This window comes from Halorussus halobius, assembly GCF_004765805.1.
Taxonomy (GTDB): Archaea; Halobacteriota; Halobacteria; order Halobacteriales; family Haladaptataceae; genus Halorussus; species Halorussus halobius.
In genome coordinates this window covers 909,714-928,200 of record NZ_SBIU01000003.1, presented here as the reverse complement: position 1 = coordinate 928,200, position 18,487 = coordinate 909,714, and the positions used below count along the sequence as shown (strand labels likewise).

The following is an 18,487-nucleotide window of genomic DNA, read 5'->3' as shown; positions in this document are numbered from 1 at the left end:
GTCTGTAGCGAGTGCCTCGCAACGATTGATTCGCCGGATGGCCACCATCTTCTAGAGGATCTCGATCCCACGATCACTCCTGCGACGACAATCGACTGTCAGGATGGATCCACCCACCAAGGAACAAGCGAACAACAGTCCACCTTGTTACAGTTCACCACTTCGGACTAATCGCTGACCACGAGTGAGCTCACGCTACCGTATCCATTTTTGTCCCTTCGGAGACGTTGTATCCGTAATGGCAGGCCCCGGACAGATACCCGGACGCTACAATCTTGTTATCGAGGGTGCGTATGAGACCTTCGAGCATCAGATTCCTGTGGAAGAGTTTGTACAGCGACTCCAAGAAGACGATGTTCCGGATAGTGTGAGTGTTGTTGGTCTCGCAGATGCCTTGGCTGATGAGGATCTGGCGAATGAGTTGGCCCATGAAATGGATCGACGCGCAAACGATTTAGAGTACCAAAGTCCGACAGTGCAGTTCGTCGTCGAAGGTTCGTTCCATCGAAGTGGAAAAACGTACGATCTCCGGTACGAGGACGGGCTTCACTCTCTCCAGCAGGTTTTCGGCCCCCAACTTGAACGGAAAGAAGATGGCAAGTGGCTCGTGGCACCCTTCTGACCAGAAACCCTGAACCACAGAACCAATAGCCTCTCTGAAGAAACTGACCGACTGACGGAATCAGTAGTCCACGATTTGTGCTGGCGTTAGTGTGATTGAGTCGATGTCCTCTCTGGCAAGTTCCTGTTTGAGACCGTTCTCACTGGTCAGTCGAAGCTTCGCTTTCGGGCCCGTATTAACTGCTTCAACGGATGCTGCATAGTAGGATTCTTTCTCACCATCTACCCAGCATTCGACTTGAAGCTCTCCTCCTTCGACATCGCCGCTCCACTGGCGATCAACGTAGTTCTGCCAGCAGTCTTCGCAAACCTCGTCCATCTCTGTCTGAAGGTCACCAGTAAATGACGTAGGCTCGAACGAGATTTCATAGTGGAGAGGTCTCCCCTGACAGAGACGGCGAGCCCCGATTAGTTCCCCCTCACCATCCCGGCGAATTCTAAGCAAGCAACTTCGCATACCTGAGATATCATCGTCACCAAGACCTACGTACGATTTGCCGAGCTGGTCACGGCAACGTTCGCACGTTATCGACTCCTCTGTAACCTCCTCTTGGAGTTCGAAGTGCTCTCCTTCAATGGGAATTCTCTCTTCACCACAGAGACTATTCCAGCCGAATCCTTCGCTCGGAGGCAGATTATTGTCGTAGAAGACGTGTGTCGTTCCTTCGTTGGTCGTCCACCGGTACGGTGTTTGGTACATACTATCTCTATAAAAGCTTCAATGGGCCTTCCTTCTCAACGTCTCCTCCTCCGCCTAGGAAGTAGAGGTCAATCCACTCTTGTCCCTGTTCACGACAGAACACCGGTACGCACGTCGTCGTATGCTCGTAGCGCTGTTCACACCGCGTCTCGATCTGTTCCCGTGTCCAGTCGCCGTCCTGTTCCAGATCGTACCGATTTCGGACCTCCCACGAGTGTTCGTCGGCGGCAGCCTTGAGAACACGCAAAGAGAAGTCCCGAGTATCTTTGAACGTGAATGGGCCGCTCATCGACTTTGCGTCGCTCAGGTCCGTCTCTTCGACGCCATCGAGGCACAGTCGGTTTTCCGCGACAGCCCGGAAAGCTTCGAGTTCAGCAGACTTGCGAACGAGTACGTCGTGCAGATAGTCGTGGACGACATCACCGTACCCGCTCAACGTAAACTCCTGCTCGGGCGAAACGATCTGCAGTTCAGCATCTGTCTGGGTAACTCGCCGACGCTTCGGTTTGAGAAGCGGACACAGGAATGCGAGCCGGTCGGAGTGAAGGAGATACGCGTAACTGAAGAGCCGTGATCTGGACGGCGATTCCTTCACTGGATCGTGACCCTCTGCGTAATATTTCGAGTCCAGTACAGCCAGTGTCTCGTCACCTTCCTGCAGCGCGTGGTCCGGTTCGTGGTAGATCTGCCCTTCACCCTCGAATGGGTTCACCGATGGTGACCGGACGGGTGTCACGTCGTCAAGGTCGCCGAGATGGTCGTAGGACTTGATGGACGAGAGTTCGCGCTCGATGACGACCTGCGAGTACTGCTCGAACAGCGACTCCATATTCAGGACGTAGTCCACGACCAGCTCTCGTGGGCCATCACGGAGTTGCTGACCGAGCGACGACGACATCACCGCCTTGGCGACGTCGAACGCCTTCTGGTAGTAACGTCGCTGCTTCGGAAGGTCGCTGAGCGAGAGGCGTCGATACGCGTCCATCCGGTCCAACCCGCTGCTGACACCCATACTCTCCAGGCGTTCCACCTCGCGGTGTACTTCGGAGAAGATCCGATCATATGCAGGGTGGTCGTTCTCGTGGGTGTTCTGTCGGAAGAGTCGAAGGAGTGTCTTCCCTGCGTAATGGAGGAGGGAGTTCGCAGCGTTGTCGTACTCGGTCTCGTTGCGGATCCAGTGTGGCTCCAATGTCCCACGCCCGTGGTTCAACAGCGTTTGTTCGACGTCGATCTCCCCACGCCCATCGAGACTGTCGAGCCGACGGATCACTAGGTCACGGATGTAACCCTGCCGGTGAATCGTCTCCAAGCCATCCAGATAGTTGATCGCCAGCACCACGAACACGTCATCAAGATGGATGTCGTCGGAGAGGAAGTCCTGCAGCGGGATCCCGTGATACTCGATGGATCGGTTCTGGTCGTAGACGGCCAGCAGCATGTCGAAGATGTGTTCCCAGTCGATTTTCGGATCGACCTGTACCTTCGACGACGGCGTGAGACTCACGACGCCGATGATGTCTGTCGCTTCAACGTGGAGTACTTCGTTTTCGTCGCCGTCTACGGTGACCGTCACGACCTCGTACTCTTGCTCGCCATCGAGTGCTGCTTGGCTCTTCGTGAAGACGCCGGGACTTTCCTGTGTGAAGGATGCGCGACGAAGTTGGTCCCCGATGGACGACGGACAGCCTTCTATGCGGATCTCCCCGCGTTCGGGGATGTTGAAGGTGTCCTGCCCGTACTCGTAGACTTCGTCAACGCTGCTCATTACTCGTAGGAGCCCATCTGACGTCGTTCCTGTTCGAGTTCCCGTTCGGCGAGCTCGGCAGCAGGGGCGAGATCGAACTCCTCGAACTCGCCATTCATCGCGCGGTAGTGTTCCGCGATCCGCTCGATCTGTGGGAATGCGGCGGCGTTCAGGAGTCGCGGAACGATGTATGTCCGGAATGCCTGTCCGACTGCGTCTGTCTGGTCGTACTCGTACTCTCCGCCTTCCCGACAGCCGACGCCGAGGAAGACGGCGACGTCGCGGTAGTGCATCGGACCGAACCGCATGATCGACCCTTGCGACGTCGATTCGTGGCCGTGATTGATACCCTGGTAGTCACGCTCGAACAGCCGGAGAATCTCACTTTCTCCGAGGTCGGTGTGGTCGGTAACGTGCGTGGTGATCCAGTCTTTGAACAGCTGACGGCGCTTGTCTTCCTCGTACTCGTCCAACTCGATCATGGCGAACCGGCGGGTGATGGCGTTATCGAGTTCGTTCACCGTCCGGTCGGACATGTTCATCGTACAGATGATGTTCACCCGCTCGTCCAGCTCAATAGTCTCACCTTCGTCGGTCTCAAAGATGGTTTGGTGTGGGTTCTCGATGGCGGTGTACAGTGGACCAAATATCTTCGATATGTCTGCTCGCGTAATCTCATCGAGGATGACGCCGTATTCGACGTCGAACCGGCGAGCACGCTGAACGGCTTCGGACACGCAACCGAGTTTCGTCCGGTAGCTTAGCGAGTCGCCGGTGTAATCCGGACTAATTCCACCGATGATGTCCGACGGCGTCCACGAGGGAGTGGCAGTGTTGAGGGTGTATCCGATTCCGGTTTCACGAGCGAGTTGCTTAGCAAACGTCGTCTTCCCTGTCCCGGTTGGCCCATACAGGACGACTGGCTTGCCCGCTTCCAGCGCGACTTTCGCGTTCCGCTCAACGTCGTTTGGGACGAGTATCTCTGCAGGTGTTTCGTCACCCCGGAGGCTCACGACGCGCTTGAGGCGGTCTGAAGCCAGTGGGGACTCAAGCACAGCACGTCGAACCCGACCCAGCCCACGCTTCCCGTCGTGGATCACGTCGAGTTTCTCGTCTTCGATCAGGAACTCCAGTACGTCTTCGTTCTCTGCATTCTGGATCGCTTCGACGACGTCGTCGGTTACACGGCGAAGAATTCCGACTTCGTCTTGTGCATCCTCAAGCGTATAGTCGTCCGACGAGTCACTCATTATCGGATACAGGTAGTCCTGAGTATATAAAATCCCGTTTAAGAGCCACGCAGATTCCTATTGGCCCGCAGGTGCCAATATTCATCTAACCGTTCTTATTGACGCTGAGATATTGCTCCCTCCTGTCGATTATACCAGACATCGTTGATGGGGCAATATCCAGTTCGTCCTCCACTTCACGGTAGGTGATCCAGTCCCAACCATACGGATTGCTTCGAGAGCAGTGATGAGTGACTGGCCGCACGCCATTACGGCCGGGAGTGGGTCACGGCCCCACCACGGACCGGAACCCGTTCACTCTCTCTCTTTCCGGGAACGCCGCCCCTACGGGCGGCAGTTTGTCGACGCGCTCCTACTGCCTTCAAAGGTAGCATATTCAGTTGCTTAGTGGGTCGATAGGTTCAGCGTACACTACATACCACGACGGCCAGTCTTGGATTTATGAGACTGACGTACCTCGACACATCAAACTGGCATGCTTTCTCCGTCGTACTCAACAGGGTAGCTGCGGTACAGTGTCTGTTACGCACAGACTCGATTGTTCTTTTGTGTTCGTAAATACCGAGACAGGTAGGTTCGACCGGGTAGATCGACATACGTACTCAGGTACGTACGTGATCACGTACATCATCACGTACGCGCGTCCTTACGTACGTGCGTGTGTCAGCCATGGATGTCGGACTAACGGATGGACGGGCACGTCATCGACCATATTAGTGAGAAATGGGGCCAGAGTAAGCTTGTTGACGGGCCGGCCTCGTGTTATATTATCTACGGGCACGGGCCCTTCGTCTCCACATAGAAGTGGATCCTGGCCTGAGTCGTCGTCCTATTCGAGCGGTTCTAACAGTTTCTCCCCGGCTTCGACCTTCGCTCGTTCGATCGTCCACAAGTCGTTGTCGAACGGAATTTCGTAGTTTTGATGTGAACGCTTCAAGATGGACTGTACCGCGGACTGGGGAATTTCGAAATAATCCGCTGTCGTGCTCTTCGCACGTCCTTTCTTGACTTCCCTGATGAAGTTCTGGGCGCGGTTGTATTCTGCTGGGTCCTGGTACATAAACCCGTCTTCGACGTCGTACCCGAACGGTGGGCGGCCAACGCGCTTCCCATCTCGCATCGCCTTATCCACACCCTGCTGCACGCGGTCCTGAATCATCTTGCGTTCAGCGTCTGCCAGCACTATCAGCATGTTCAACAACATATCAGCCATCCAGTCGTCTTCGTTAGTCGTGTCGATGGGTTGCTGTGTGAGGTTGAGCCCGATGTCTTTCTGCCGGAGCTCTTCCACAAAAGATGCGAGCTCGCTGAACGATCGGCCGAGCCGGTCGATCTCAGTTGCGGTGATGACGTCGTAGTCATCGATGGACTCGCGCATGTCGTTGTATTGGTCACGGGAGAGTGACGCCCCGGACTCGATGTCCACGAACCAGTCGATCGTGTCTTCGTCGTATTCGTTGAGGATTGATTCGCGTTGGCGTTCGGCGTCTTGGTCAGCTGTGCTGACTCGGACGTAGGCTGCAGTGTTCTGGGAGGGTGTTTCGGCCATACCCAATCTAACCGGTGTGCTCTTATCAAAGAGGGTACTTTCCTTGCCGGTATGGAATAGATTAGTTTCCCTTGATTGGTGAGGGGTAGTGGTTCGGCACAGTGATCCCGATTACTCCGCGAATTGCAACGCGAACAGAGCTACCTTTCCGAGTAGAATGAAGAGCGCGATGATGCCGGCAAACCGCAGTAGCACCATCGTGTTATCTGCCAGACTGAGACCGATTATCTCGACGAATTCGATGCCGTGGGTCACCGAGAGCACCGCTCCGACGAAAACCAGCATCACAGTCAGCATCAACAGGAACATGAAAATCCGCAGCGTCGTTGGTCCCTCGAAGGCCTCCAATGCGTCCAAATCCATGCGTCTACCGCCCGCATACACACTAACGTATCATAATAACATAGGGTGACAACATTAATGATGGAACGAACCGAGTGCGGTGATTCCGAGGCCGATGAGTACTGTCGCCTCGGACAATACCACTTCGGATCATTCCTCAGTCAATGTCGATGTCTTCCTCAAAGTAGATCTGCGAGACATCAGCCTCGTTCAGCAACACGTACTCCCCGATGAACAGCCCGTCGTCATCTCCAATCTCCTCATACTCTTCATCGAGCCGTCTCGGATACTTCAGTAGGATATCCTTCCCGTGGCCGACACTGTCCCACGACTGCACAAACCCGTGAATCTCGTCACCTCCCACCGTCACCACGCGCGCTTCAATCGGCTGATCGGCTCCATTGAATGCCAACGTCCACACACGCTCTCGCATGTCCCGATGATTTCGCCGCAATCCTCGATCCACCGCTAAGCCGACGACAACACCCTGGAAACCCGAAACCCCGAGCACTCCGAGGTAAAACCACGCTAACTGGAACACACTCAATTCGACCTGTATAAGCGCCGAGAACGGAGTATCGAACAGTAACGTCGCTACAATCCACGTAATCGATATCGCCGCACCACTCGCAATCAACGCATACGCAGTCTTGTTGAACGAATCTGTCTGAACCGTGATTTTCCCGAAGTGCCGCGCGAGACGGTACGTGAGGAATCCAGGGACAAGGAACAGGAACGCGAATAGCAGATCGAGTACAGGGAGACTGAATACCATGCCTGAACGTCCTCAGCGGAACTACTCGTCGGTATCGTTCTCGGCCGCTTCAGCCTCCGCTACCTCTGTAGTCTGCCCTCGCGGATCCTCGTCCGGCGTATCCGCCAGTCTCGCCTTCTCCAGCTCTCGACGATCGTTCGATTCGTCGGTGTTGTTGTCGTCGCTCATATCACTCGTCACCTCCATCTCCGGAACTTGACCCTCCGTCGCCGCCACCGTCACTTCCGCTACTGCCGCCTCTCGGGTCGGAATCTGGCGTATCTGCGACTTGCGCTTTCCTGTTCGCTCGTGGATTCTTTCCGTCGCCGCTGGAACTCGAACCGCCGTTATCGTCCGACATAGTTACTCGTCTCCCGAGGATTCACTACCGTTCGATGACCCACGAGGGTCTTCATCCGGTGTGTCTGCGACTCTTGCTTTCCGGTCAACAGCAGAAACGATGTCGTTAGATTCTGAATCGGATTCTGAATCTCCGTTATCGTCGGGCATGTATTAACCGATAGTTGGCACGTTGGTATAAAGAGTCGGCGCGGACCGGAAGTAAATCACGTAAATTCTGCTCGTGAATCCGTTACTCGTCACTCTCACTGGTCGCTTCCTCACCTTCGTTCCCATCGCCGTCCGATGTGTTTGTCCCGGTTGCCTCCAATCGCGGGTCTTCGTCCGGGGTGTCCGCAATAAATGACCGACCAAGCGCTTCTTCTTCGCCTTCGTCCTGTTGGTTCTGATCTTGCTCCGAGATGTCGTTTTCGTCGTCGCCCATATAATCACGTCTGACTACTGATTGAAAAGCGTACCCAGAACTCGCATTAGCCCCAACAGTTCGTGACGGTCACCGGCGTGTATCGATGCAGGGGACTCCACGCCCTCACCATGTCCCGTTGACAAGGAACCCTGCCCCGGGTCTACCTGTCACCGAACACTGACGAAACGAATCCAAGAACCGCCAACACATCAGTCACTCCGAGTAACGCACCGATCGCCACCCGCGTTGAAACGAGACTGTTCGCGGCTTCCGAGAACGGCCCCGTAAAGATGTCTGTCGGGGCGACTCCGAGTATCATTGAAGGAATTACGGTGAAGAGTAGGTATGCGAGGTTTCCGACGACAAGCCCGATTGTGAGGTTCACTGGTGATGCTTGTCCTCTGCTCATTATGCGGAGGTCACAGTGTGGTGATACAAAATCACCGTTGGGTGAGAGTATTAGTTTTCCTTAGATCGTGCCTCCGCGGTCACCCGTCGAACGATTTGACGACGGGTGATTAACCCGTCTGCTGGGTCTTGCATACTCTCTGGTAGGGGTGACACCCGGATGACAGAGGTAACACGTTGACAATCAACCACACCTCGGGGTCTCCTCAACCAACCACCAGCGATTACTGGCCGGTCGGAGGGGGATAATTATCCAGAGTCTCAACCGCCTCACGGACTTCCGTCCGAGTACCCGAGATACCATGCCCCAACTGCTCAATAGTATCTAATCCAGTATCAGCACTCAACTCACCGCTCGCACCCATAATCGGGATAACCGACACCCCCCCTAACTCGTTACAATACAACAGGTCTAATTGGAACGTCACATCACCCATACCGGCTTCATACAACTCGCTGAAAACCCGTGCCGGTGGCACCCCGCCAACACCGTCTCTCACGGGATCGACACGGCCAAACCGGACTCTCGCTGCGAACTCCACCGCGCCTTCATCCGGGCTCAACATCCCACCGCGTCGTTGTTTCGATAACATTTCTTCCCCTTCTGTCCGAATGGTTTCGGTGATCCACGGGACGTACTCAGTGTTGGTTTCCGGATCCCGGTAGAACACTTCATCGGGGATATACAGACTCCCTTCACTGTCTGAGTCCGGGTTATTCGCCGGTTCTACTCGGATGCCTTTCACACGGAGTTGCGCGCGTACTGCGATGTGCTCCGCTAATCCACGACCAAGGTTCCGGAGTGTCAGTTCTATACCGGATGGTTTCAGTTCGTAGTCGTCAATCAAGATTTTCGGCTGATACTCCAATTCACGCATTTCCTGCTGTAGCTGCATCAACTCGTTCTGTTTCTCTTGGTGGTCAGCGAGGTCTTCTTGGAGATTGGCTTGCCGGACTGATTCCGTGTGCTGCAGGTCTTGAATCCGGCTCATCCGGTAATACAGGTATGCTAAGATCGCTGAGAGGGCGATTGACGCGAGCACTCCAATCACCGACATTGATTCATAGACCGTCAGTTCAGTTTTGACCGCGACAGCACCTCCAGTGAGCAATGTGAGGGCTAAGAGTATGGCTACGAGGACGATGAACCGGCGGAATGAGAAGTTGTATTCAGAAGAATTCGAGTCGTCCGACATGGCACGGGTGACGGAGTGGGGTGTAATCAAACCCTCGAACGTAGGTGATTCACCCATTTAGGAGAGGTAACACTGAAACTGGGACGGGGGGTGTCCGGAACTATTGATCCCGGATCGATTCGCGGTGACGTTCGATCGCCTCTTCCATTTCCGCGGGGACGTCGAACTTTTCGAGTTGCTGCATGATCGCACGGCTCTCCTCAGGGGTGAGGTCGCGGAGGAATGGTCGTTGGGTTTCGCGGTACATCTGCGGTCCCTCGTCCGACTCAAGCATCGCTCTCCCGTTGTACTCAATGATGGTGTGATCCCTGTCTGTGTCCTGAGCCTCTGTTATTGCTGAGACTACACGTTCGATAACGGTGAGTAGTATCATGTCTCACAATAGGACTAGGACACGGATAAGAGAGGTAACACCGTTCCGCGCGGATACCAAATGAAAAACCGGCATACGTGGCGGTGAAAACGTGTGCGGGTGGTAGCACACCCATCGTCCCGCCGGTACGTAGACACGTCCGTCATTGAGTGTCTGTGTTCGTTGTCGTGTACACTGCAGTGTACGTACTTACGTCCGTCTTCGTGTACGGGCGGGTGTGCGTCTGTTTGCCCGTCCGAATGTATGGACCGCCGTACCTCCGGCGGTCCGAATGAGCCCCGGCCCACCACGACCGGGAATCTCACTCTCTCTTGCCGGGAACACGCCACCCGGAAACGCCCGGGCGGCATTCAGTCTACGTGTTATACCCACTTCATCGATCGGAATCTCACCCGCTGCCCGGTCGCTCGATCGGTCGCGCGCACACTATACACCAACACTCTCCTTTAGCGCGCCACGCGGGAGTGTCGCATCGAGACCGTCAGAGAGTTCTTCGATTGACAACACCGGGCGGGTCGCGGTCAGGATCAGTGTTACCCCCAGAACACTGTGAAACAGCACTGAAGAAAGTGTGATTATCCCGAAAAACCGACATCAAGCCGCGTAACACCTAAATCCTGGATCAATGTAACAGGACGGGGCGGATCTGGACTGTGGAACTCCTTGCAGGACTGCATTTGCAGTGGTTCACGGTGTCACGGGGGTCAAACACGGTAGTGAAGACACTGTGAAACAGTCTGAAGAAAGTGTGCATTTACGGATTCCAGGTGCATTAGCCCCCGTAACACGTAAATCGCCTATCCATGCAAACGAGGTCAGGGGGATCTGGACTGTGAAGTCTCTTGCAACGACTGGAATTGCATTGATTCGGAGTGTCACGGGGGTCAAACACGTCCCTGAACGCCCTTGCAATAACATAACACCCTCTGCAGTAGTGTTATGCAGAAAGTGTGTATCTGCGGAAAACACGCGGTAAAACCCCCGTAACACCCGAATCAGCAATCAATGTAAATGAACCCGGCGCGAAAAACAGTGCCTCGGGTCAGTACACCTGACCGGCCGGAACCGTCACTGCACTCGAACGGAACCACGGCGTCGTCACATCCCAGTTCGATCGGTCGTAGTCCTCGAAGGTTGACAAGCGCGACTGACCCGGGTGCCGAGCGGCATCCTCACGACCGTTGTCTTCACCGTGCATGCCCTTTCGAGCATTGACAACCGTCCAATCCGGTTCGTGTTGAGCGCGCACTACCTGACGGTCGGCTATGTCGCCTGTGAGCGTCGCCTGACGCGCCCGATTCGCGCGCCCGCGCGTTGTTGTTTCGCCCAAGTATCGCGTCGCTCTCTCTGCCGTCACAGTGTCTTCTAACAGCAACTGCTGGCCCTGGGCGTCCGCGCCAACGTGTTCGTCGTCCGCGGCCTTCTCGATCGCGTAACACCAGAGGTCCATCGACGTCCGCCACTTCGACCCGTCCGGCGACCGTTCGATGAGGCCCTTATCTCGCAGGTAACACTTCATCTCCTGCGACAACCCCGATTCACCCCAGCTCCACGCGACAACAGGGGGTGCGAGGTGCTGGGTGATCTCTTCCCAGTGAGCCGCGAGCTTCCCTTCCGTTCTCTTCTTGAAGTCTCTCGCGCGGTTCGACTGCCACGTCACTGTCGCCGAATTCTGTGTTGACAACTTCAATCACCTCGTTCCTGCAGGACACTCTCACGCGCTCTCTGCGGCGTGAGCGACTCATACGCATCCTCAACGACACTACGCTGACTCTCCGTGAGGTCTGCAACCCCAACGTCGAACAATTCGTCCGCGACCGGTGCCAGCGCCATCTCCGGCAGCCGTGCATTCTCCGGCACGTCGCCCGCCTCTTCGGTATACAGACACGCTAACAGCACCGCTCCCGGGTCGATGTGCGGATTCCGATCGTCCGGCGCGTGGGCGTCTACGACTGCGTGGTACGCGTCATCAATCACCAGCCACCGCCCCCGGGATCGACACGTCACTGAAATCCAAATCAATCTCCGCACCACCACCCGAACCACCGACACCGTCACAGGCACCAGCACCAACACCGTCACCGGGACTGCGCTCGATATCATCATCCGGTTCATCCACACCCGCCAGAACCGACATTTGCTCCACCACCCCGCCAACCACAACCTCCGCGCGAACAACCGACACGCTCGACCCACGCCCAACATCCTCATCACATGACCCGGGAATCGCAGCAACAACACGTCGAACCCCACCCTCAACGTCTTCACACGCGACGTCCGTCATTGGCAACACCATCTCACCACGCTCAACACGGAACGACAACTGGACTCGCCACCCAGCACCGTCACGACTCACCAGCCCGGTCGCCTCCAACACCGACGCGTGATTCCGAACCGTCTGCGCCGACACACCAGCCCGGTCACACAACTCCGTCTGCGACAACACACGATCCGCGTGAACTAACACCGACACGATCTCCCCAGCACTCCGTGGTAACCCGGGCAACACGTCTCGTGACGGGATCTGACGTAACACAAACCGGAGTTCCGCCGCATCCATCTCTCGAACCGATGACTCCGATCCTAACTGTTGTAACGCCGCAGCGACCGCGAACGGCGACTCAACAACCGCATCAAGCACCGACACGATCCGTCGAGGCGCACGCAAGTTCTTCGGTCCGAGGACACGAGCAACCGTCACCGCAACCATCTCTCTCGACACATCACTCGTCACGTTCACCGGCACAACGAACTCCGGAGCATCCTCGTGCGGAGACACGCCCTCCAACTCACTCTCTAACACTTCCTGTAACCGTGACGCCGACCCGCCACGAACAACCATCGACCCGATGAAACTCCCGTGCGGATCAGCCGCATCAACTTCCACACTGAATGCCGATGCTCGCTTCTCCTCACGCTCCTCGAACAATTGCCGGAATGCCGCATGCGACTGGTAGCGTGACTGCACTAACACGGAATGCGCGATCGATTTACCGAGATCAGCGAGCTTCCCGGCATTCACTCCGGCCGGTACGCGAACATCTCGAATCAAATCCACGCCAGCTGCATCGAGTAAATGCACGATAGACCCGGCCAGCCCGTGCGATTCACTAACGATCTCACCAACGAACTCCGCCCGATCATCGTACTCACCGTGGTGAAGTTTCTTCGTCATCGTCTCGATATCCTCACCCCACTGCACCAGCATATCCCTGAACGACTCACTGTCCGCTAACACACCATCAGTCAAATACCCGATTTGACGGACTCGACGCAACACTTCACCCGGCACCTCATCGAGAACCCGGTCAAGCGTCCGTTCACCAAGCGCAGCATCCACCAGACGCGGCGACGCTAACGCCACAGCAATAGACACCGTGTAGTCTAACGGGTTCGTCGCGTGAACGGACACGACCGCCTCACCACGCCGGTCATCCATCGACACGAACCGTGACCGCGAATCAACATCGGAAACACCGGTGTCCACGACCGTCACACCACTCGAATCACTGCCGCAAGCGGCTATCGCAGCGTGATCCGCCCGGTTGAGGTACACAGTCCGGTACGGTGCGGTCGTTGAACCGGGGCTGTCGTTAGTGCGGTCGTCGGTGCCAGTGCGGTCCCCTGCCGGGTGGTCGCCGGGGCGCTGTCGCGGTACACGTCTCTGTCGTGAGGAATTTGGGGTTCCGCTAACGCTGTTTTGCAGGGTGGTTTGCCGGCCGTCGTGTTCGTTGAAGTACGTGAGGACTTCTTCGCCGGCGTTGAGCAGCGTGATTTTCTTCGCGGAGTCCGGGTTGTACGTTTCGATGAGTCCGTAGTCTTTGAGCGTGGAAATGCATTGCCTGACGCGTGAACGGCTGGTTTCTAGGGTTGCGTGTGTTTCGTGGTAGGAGAGTGTGTGCCCGGGAGTGTCGTCGAGCGCGCGAAGGATTTGCGTTTCAGTGTCGTCTGCGTTGAGGTCGGTGAGCGCGTCGTCGATGCGGCTTTCTGGGCGGTGTGCGTTCGCCCATTCGCTAACGCCGGGCAGGTGATCGCGGTGGTGGTGACGGATGAACGCTTCCGTGACTCTCGTGGTGACGAGTTTGATGTCGAATGCTTTGCTGAGTATCCCGATGAGCTCGCAAATGTTGGTGCGTTGCTGCCGGTCGAGCGCTTCGAATTCACCGGGCGTGATTTCGACGGCGATCGTTGGTGCGGTAGTGTGCGTGTCGTCGTGTGTGGTGGTGGCGAATCGGAATAACTGTGCAGCGGCGTGAATGTCGTCGGTGGTGCTGTGCCCGGTGCCGAGCTCGCGGAGAACGGTGAGGAGTTTCCACGCGGTGGTTTGCGTGTGACGGCGACGGTGTTCGTGGAGGAGTGATCGTGTTCCGTGCCCGTTGAGTGGTGTTTCGGTGATTCCGACGGTGTTGAGTAGCGTTTCGAGTTCGTTGTAGCTTCGTCCGGTGACGGTTCCGATGGCGTTGAGGAAGTAGTGCTGCGTGTCTGGGTGCGCGGTGATTTCGTTCCAGAGTTCGGTGACGGGTTGGCTTCCTGTGACGGTGATGGTTCCCGTGGTGTGTTGCCGTGTTGCGGTGAGGCCGGTGTTGTCGGGCGTGTCGGCTGGTGGCGGGGTGAGCGTGTTCACTCGCTCGGTGTTCTCGATGGTTGCGTGGTCGGCGGGGTGGTGCCCGGTTCCGGCGAGCCCAGTGCGAGCGCTGGTTGGCGTGTCGGGCGTGTGTTCGTTCCGTCCGATTGTCCCGGCGGTTTCCTCGGCCCGGGTACTGTACTTGTCGCGGTGCTCGGTGAGCGCGATGTCTACTTGGTCTTCGAATGCGTCGGCGTGGACCGGGGTGAGGGAGACGAGGTCTCCGTATTTTTCTCGATGCTCGGTGATCGTGTCGGTGAGCGCGTCGGGGAACGCGTCTTGGTCTTCGGGTTCGGTGATATCGATCTCGTCCCGAGTTTCAGCGTATGTGCCTGTGTTCGCGTACGCTTCGCGTTCGCCGGCTCGGTCGGCGAGAATCTTGGCTCGAAGTTCGCACGCGGTGTCTCGATCGTCTGCTTGGGCGAGCGACCGGTGCTTGTCTGTGTCGCGTGTGCTGCCGCACGCCGGGCATGTGACCGTGTCGTTCCGGCGGAAATTCTCGACGACCCAGTGGGCTTGACAGGTGCTGCACGCGGTGACGTGGAACGTCATGCGGCATCACCGGGCGTGAAGCGGGGTGACTGCTTCACAGAGAAATTAACGTGCAACACGTCGCTATCCTGGTCGTTGTCTTCACCGAGACGGGGGTTCAGGTTCTCGTCGTCTACCACTCTTCTTCACCCCCTGTAACAGGAACAATCGCGTCACGCGCAACCACAACCGGCGCACCAGGATTCCCGGCCGCTGAGTGCAGAAGCGCGAATTCTGCGTTCATCGTGTCGATCTTCCACACCGCGCCGTCGTACTCGATGAGTTTCCCTGGCATTAGGCGAGCACCTCCAGGGAGCTGGCATCATCAACGCAGAGTTGCCTGTCCGTGTTGACGAATTGGTGGGCTGCTTCGATGGTTTTCCCGTCTCTCAACAGGATTAGCGCTGGTTTTTCCGATTCGGTGCGCCCACTCTTATTAGGTTGGCTCTCGTATGTCATTCTGTGAACCCCTGTGGTGAGGTGTTCACACGGCGGTTCCCCGCGGGCACTGCCCGCGCGGTTGTCCTTTGCATCGTCAACTTGGTAGATGCGAGTTTGTGGTGAGTGGCGACACAGTGATCGTGGGTCGCCGCCGTGCTTGTCATGTCATAAAACAGGGTAAGGGATAAACGCTGGCGCTAAGGTTCAAGTGGGTAAACGAATCAGGCGACACAGACCTTCTACCCTATGACTACCCCGACCGGGAATGTAGTCACCGGTATCTATAACAAGGTGTTTTGAATATCACTGTTCGGACACCCCCGGACACCCCTGGACGAGATCTCAGCGCCGAAAAACCCCACACGGCAACAGAATCACACCAATCACCCCCGACCCCTGTCCAGGGAGTCCAGGCGTCTAGGGTCTTTCTGCAGATAGAGTAAGAAAACTACCACACTACCACCATTCCGTTTACTGTTTTTCTCACATTACCCTCGAAACACCCTGGACAACCTGGACACAAAATAGAACCCTACTGCCGTCTTGCGGTTTTCTCGTCCAGGGGTGTCCGGGGTCCCACTGTTTGTGTCCAAGGGGGGTTGTGTCGATGGAGACAATCCTCTTGCTGTGCTGGGAGGGCGCGGCGGGTGCCGCGCTCGTTGTGGACGGGTGAGCGTCAGCGTCTGGATCGATGGTCACGGTGCTCTTGCTGTCGCGTGCGTTCGCGTTGTGGGCGTGTGCTGGCGGTAGTGTTACGCGGCGTGTGAGCGGTTTCTGAGGCGCGTCGTCGTTCGTGTTTCTGTGGGGGTGAGCAGTGGCGGCGTGTGAGCTGAGTTGTCGTTGACAGTGTCGCTGGTGTCGTGTCGATTGTGACTGTCGTCGCCCCCTGCACCCCGGGCGGGTTGCGTGACACTGACCGTGACACTGCGGTAACTGTCCTCGAAGCCCAGTGGCGCGTGAGCGCCAAGCGTCGGAAACAACTACTCCCGCGAAAATCAGAGCCGGTTACGGATCTGCTGGAACGTCAGTACCCTATCAATCCCTGGTGCATCGAACGCATCGAGTTCGTCGTTGAACTCCCCAATCTTCACCCTCCCGCTCTCAATCCCTCTGATAGTCTCCCGATCGAGGTTCACGGGAATCGTCTCGCCCGCAGTCAACGCCCTGAGCATATTCGCAGCCACTTCGTGATTCCGCATGACCCACACGGACTCCCCATCAGCCTCTGCCAGAACGCGGTAATCGTGCCGGAGGCTCGAATAGTCGTTAATCCCGGGGCTCGCATTGTCAGGCACCCCGGGGTCAGCGCTGATACGCCCACCTTCCACTTCAACCGTAGCGATGCGCTCCGGTTCAGTGTCAACCACGACTAAGTCAGTTCTACTCCCGCCCTCGCTCGGAGAGACTTCAACCCGTCTGACGTCCTCGCGCGCTGCGTAGTACTGCCGTGTGAGCGCAACACCGACTCGATGCGGGGTGTCATCACCGGGATCGCCGATGTCGAACCCGTGTTTCTTCGTCATCCTACATGCTCTCTGTCCTTCCGATGTGACGGTGTAATAGCGTCTTCGTGCGACTCCTGTATGGAGTTTCAGATACCCCAGCTCTTGGAGTTTGTCGTCGTCAATGTCGTACAGTGTTTTGATTGTGGATGACATCGACTCTGTGAGGTTGTATCCGGCCAACTCGCCGTTCATCGCTTTCACGACAGCCTTCAGGAATGCGGCTTCATCGCTCGTGATCCCGTATGTCTCTAAGTGCCGATCGGTGAACCCGCCAGTATCAACTCGGGTGAGCGGGGCAGGCGCGTTGTTACTGGATTGTCGTCTCGGGTCGTGCGGGTCACGTGGATCTGGAGGGTGCTCGCGCATATGTTATTTTCTGGTTCTGGTATAATGTCTCCTTGCCGTGGGGTTCTTCGTGTGGTTTTCAGAGGGGGTTACACTCACCCTGACCGCGGTCACTGTCTCGAAGCCCAGTGGCGCATGAGCGCCCGCCACCCCAGTGGGCGAACGTCTCAAACTCTTGGGGGGTAAATCCTCCACACCCTCTACATCAACACACATATCCGGGTGTGAGAGGCGATATTACACCCTGGCCAAACCCCATCCGCAGCCTCAGATTTCTTTGTAGCATCTATAAACACCTTAGCTACCGCGCGGTGTTTTCAAACCTCAATAGTTTGAGATGGCTGCTCTGAATGGGTTTCGCGCATGGTTTTCGCACCCCATTGTTTCGTTTTCGCGTAGGGTTTCCGCCACGGGTTCGCCTATTCCGCGTATGGTTTTCGCACAGGTGCGGAAACCCCCTGCGAAAACTTATGGTCGTGACGGGACTACCTTGACATGTAATGACAGAGGCAGAGTTAGACGACGAGGATCAGTTACAGTTGACTGACATCGACTCGCTCGGTGACAGTGACACTGACGGTGACAGCGAGGTTGACAAGTGCTGCGTAATCGTTCACCAACCAACCCGGAAGGAACTCGCACAGTCGGTACGGTCGTGCTTAGCGCACGCCAACCAGATTGTGGACACGGGAGACATCGACTCTGCAACGCGCGCTGACTACGGACACCAAATTGCGAGCGGGAAGATCGAACTCCCCGACCGCGCGTTCCCCATCGACGTTGGTGGAATTGCGATGGGGATCGATCCCGAACGGCGGCACGTCGTGAATGGTGTGAGCGTGAGCGAGAAGACTGACGACATTCGTCACGTCGTCGTTGACAGTATCGAAACGCTCGGTAAGGGTCATGAAGAGATTCGTGACCGCGTTGAAACGCTGATCAACTCTGGTGTGACACTCCACCTGAACGATGTCGCTGCAGAGATCGATAGTGATTCCGCGGACGCGGTGCTGGGGGTGCTGGAATCGCTCGATAAGAGTGGTCCGGAGTTGCAGCGTGAGGCTGCGATTCGTGACGTTCGAAGGTGGTGTGATGGGCTCGATCGTGACCGCGGGCGGGCTCCGCTCGGCTTCACCTACGACGACTCGGGGAAAGTCGTTCCTGGGGATGACTACGATGAGGTGCGAGCTGTACTATCGATGGTTCATGATGACCACCCGGATTCGTTATCGAAGCGAAAAGGTGCGGAGCGATTGGGTGTCGCTCCGCGGACTGTTGGTCGGGCGTTGGATAATCTGGATCGGTACGTGCTCGAAGAGGACACTGGGAAGTGAGCGC

At 56.6% G+C, this 18,487-nt stretch carries 19 protein-coding genes; 2 read left to right on the top strand and 17 right to left on the bottom strand.

The annotated features are described in order from the left end of the window. The first annotated feature begins 238 nt into the window (after positions 1 to 238). Positions 239 to 622 (top strand): hypothetical protein, encoded by a 384-nt coding sequence (locus EPL03_RS11375; RefSeq protein WP_135806756.1) that lies wholly within the window; start codon positions 239 to 241, stop codon positions 620 to 622. Between the two features lie 60 nt (positions 623 to 682). Here EPL03_RS11375 and EPL03_RS11370 read toward each other — a convergent pair whose 3' ends face one another. The 17 genes from EPL03_RS11370 to EPL03_RS11305 all read right to left on the bottom strand — a co-directional run bounded on the left by EPL03_RS11370 (position 683) and on the right by EPL03_RS11305 (position 16,996). Next, positions 683 to 1,321 carry a hypothetical protein gene (locus EPL03_RS11370; RefSeq protein WP_135806755.1) on the bottom strand — a complete coding sequence of 213 codons (639 nt, stop codon included), beginning with the start codon at positions 1,319 to 1,321 and terminating at the stop codon, positions 683 to 685. A 7-nt stretch (positions 1,322 to 1,328) separates the two neighbouring features. After that, positions 1,329 to 3,086: a 5-methylcytosine restriction system specificity protein McrC gene (locus EPL03_RS11365; protein ID WP_135829418.1), complete on the bottom strand. Its 1,758-nt coding sequence runs from the start codon at positions 3,084 to 3,086 to the stop codon at positions 1,329 to 1,331. Further along, positions 3,086 to 4,315 carry an AAA family ATPase gene (locus EPL03_RS11360; protein ID WP_135829417.1) on the bottom strand — a complete coding sequence of 410 codons (1,230 nt, stop codon included), beginning with the start codon at positions 4,313 to 4,315 and terminating at the stop codon, positions 3,086 to 3,088. The genes EPL03_RS11365 and EPL03_RS11360 overlap by 1 nt, the downstream gene beginning before the upstream one ends. An 829-nt stretch (positions 4,316 to 5,144) precedes the next feature. Next, entirely contained in the window at positions 5,145 to 5,864 is a 720-nt protein-coding gene (locus EPL03_RS11355) for a recombinase family protein (RefSeq protein ID WP_135806752.1), read from the bottom strand. A 111-nt stretch (positions 5,865 to 5,975) separates the two neighbouring features. Next, entirely contained in the window at positions 5,976 to 6,227 is a 252-nt protein-coding gene (locus EPL03_RS11350) for a hypothetical protein (RefSeq protein WP_135829416.1), read from the bottom strand. Between the two features lie 136 nt (positions 6,228 to 6,363). Further along, positions 6,364 to 6,981 (bottom strand): DUF6338 family protein, encoded by a 618-nt coding sequence (locus tag EPL03_RS11345; protein ID WP_135829415.1) that lies wholly within the window; start codon positions 6,979 to 6,981, stop codon positions 6,364 to 6,366. Positions 6,982 to 7,002: 21 nt separating this feature from the next. Further along, on the bottom strand, positions 7,003 to 7,149 hold the full coding sequence (locus EPL03_RS20020; RefSeq protein ID WP_168216245.1) for a hypothetical protein: 147 nt from the start codon (positions 7,147 to 7,149) through the stop codon (positions 7,003 to 7,005). 403 nt (positions 7,150 to 7,552) lie between these two features. Next, on the bottom strand, positions 7,553 to 7,744 hold the full coding sequence (locus EPL03_RS11340) for a hypothetical protein (RefSeq protein ID WP_135829414.1): 192 nt from the start codon (positions 7,742 to 7,744) through the stop codon (positions 7,553 to 7,555). A 142-nt stretch (positions 7,745 to 7,886) separates the two neighbouring features. Beyond that, entirely contained in the window at positions 7,887 to 8,135 is a 249-nt protein-coding gene (locus EPL03_RS11335; protein ID WP_135829413.1) for a hypothetical protein, read from the bottom strand. A 223-nt stretch (positions 8,136 to 8,358) separates the two neighbouring features. Beyond that, a complete protein-coding gene (locus EPL03_RS11330) occupies positions 8,359 to 9,330 on the bottom strand; it encodes a hypothetical protein (protein ID WP_135829412.1) in 972 nt (323 codons plus the stop codon). Between the two features lie 100 nt (positions 9,331 to 9,430). Next, the gene (locus EPL03_RS11325) at positions 9,431 to 9,703 is read right to left on the bottom strand and encodes a hypothetical protein (RefSeq protein WP_135829411.1); all 273 of its coding nucleotides are present in this window, start codon (positions 9,701 to 9,703) and stop codon (positions 9,431 to 9,433) included. A 1,042-nt stretch (positions 9,704 to 10,745) separates the two neighbouring features. Further along, a complete protein-coding gene (locus tag EPL03_RS11320) occupies positions 10,746 to 11,363 on the bottom strand; it encodes a hypothetical protein (protein ID WP_135829410.1) in 618 nt (205 codons plus the stop codon). A 26-nt stretch (positions 11,364 to 11,389) separates the two neighbouring features. Continuing rightward, complete coding sequence (locus EPL03_RS11315; protein ID WP_135829409.1) at positions 11,390 to 11,680, bottom strand: hypothetical protein; 291 nt, start codon at positions 11,678 to 11,680, stop codon at positions 11,390 to 11,392. Continuing rightward, positions 11,673 to 14,879: a DUF5817 domain-containing protein gene (locus EPL03_RS11310; protein ID WP_135829408.1), complete on the bottom strand. Its 3,207-nt coding sequence runs from the start codon at positions 14,877 to 14,879 to the stop codon at positions 11,673 to 11,675. The genes EPL03_RS11315 and EPL03_RS11310 overlap by 8 nt, the downstream gene beginning before the upstream one ends. Continuing rightward, entirely contained in the window at positions 14,876 to 14,998 is a 123-nt protein-coding gene (locus tag EPL03_RS20645) for a hypothetical protein (RefSeq protein ID WP_280178851.1), read from the bottom strand. The genes EPL03_RS11310 and EPL03_RS20645 overlap by 4 nt, the downstream gene beginning before the upstream one ends. Further along, positions 14,992 to 15,153 carry a hypothetical protein gene (locus EPL03_RS20015; protein WP_168216244.1) on the bottom strand — a complete coding sequence of 54 codons (162 nt, stop codon included), beginning with the start codon at positions 15,151 to 15,153 and terminating at the stop codon, positions 14,992 to 14,994. Before EPL03_RS20015 ends, EPL03_RS20645 begins: the two co-directional genes overlap by 7 nt. 1,141 nt (positions 15,154 to 16,294) lie before the next feature. Next, a complete protein-coding gene (locus EPL03_RS11305) occupies positions 16,295 to 16,996 on the bottom strand; it encodes a hypothetical protein (protein WP_135829407.1) in 702 nt (233 codons plus the stop codon). A gap of 653 nt (positions 16,997 to 17,649) precedes the next feature. On the opposite strand from EPL03_RS11305, the gene EPL03_RS11300 reads away from it, so the two are divergent. Beyond that, positions 17,650 to 18,483 (top strand): hypothetical protein, encoded by an 834-nt coding sequence (locus tag EPL03_RS11300; protein ID WP_135806744.1) that lies wholly within the window; start codon positions 17,650 to 17,652, stop codon positions 18,481 to 18,483. The last annotated feature ends 4 nt before the right edge of the window (positions 18,484 to 18,487 follow it).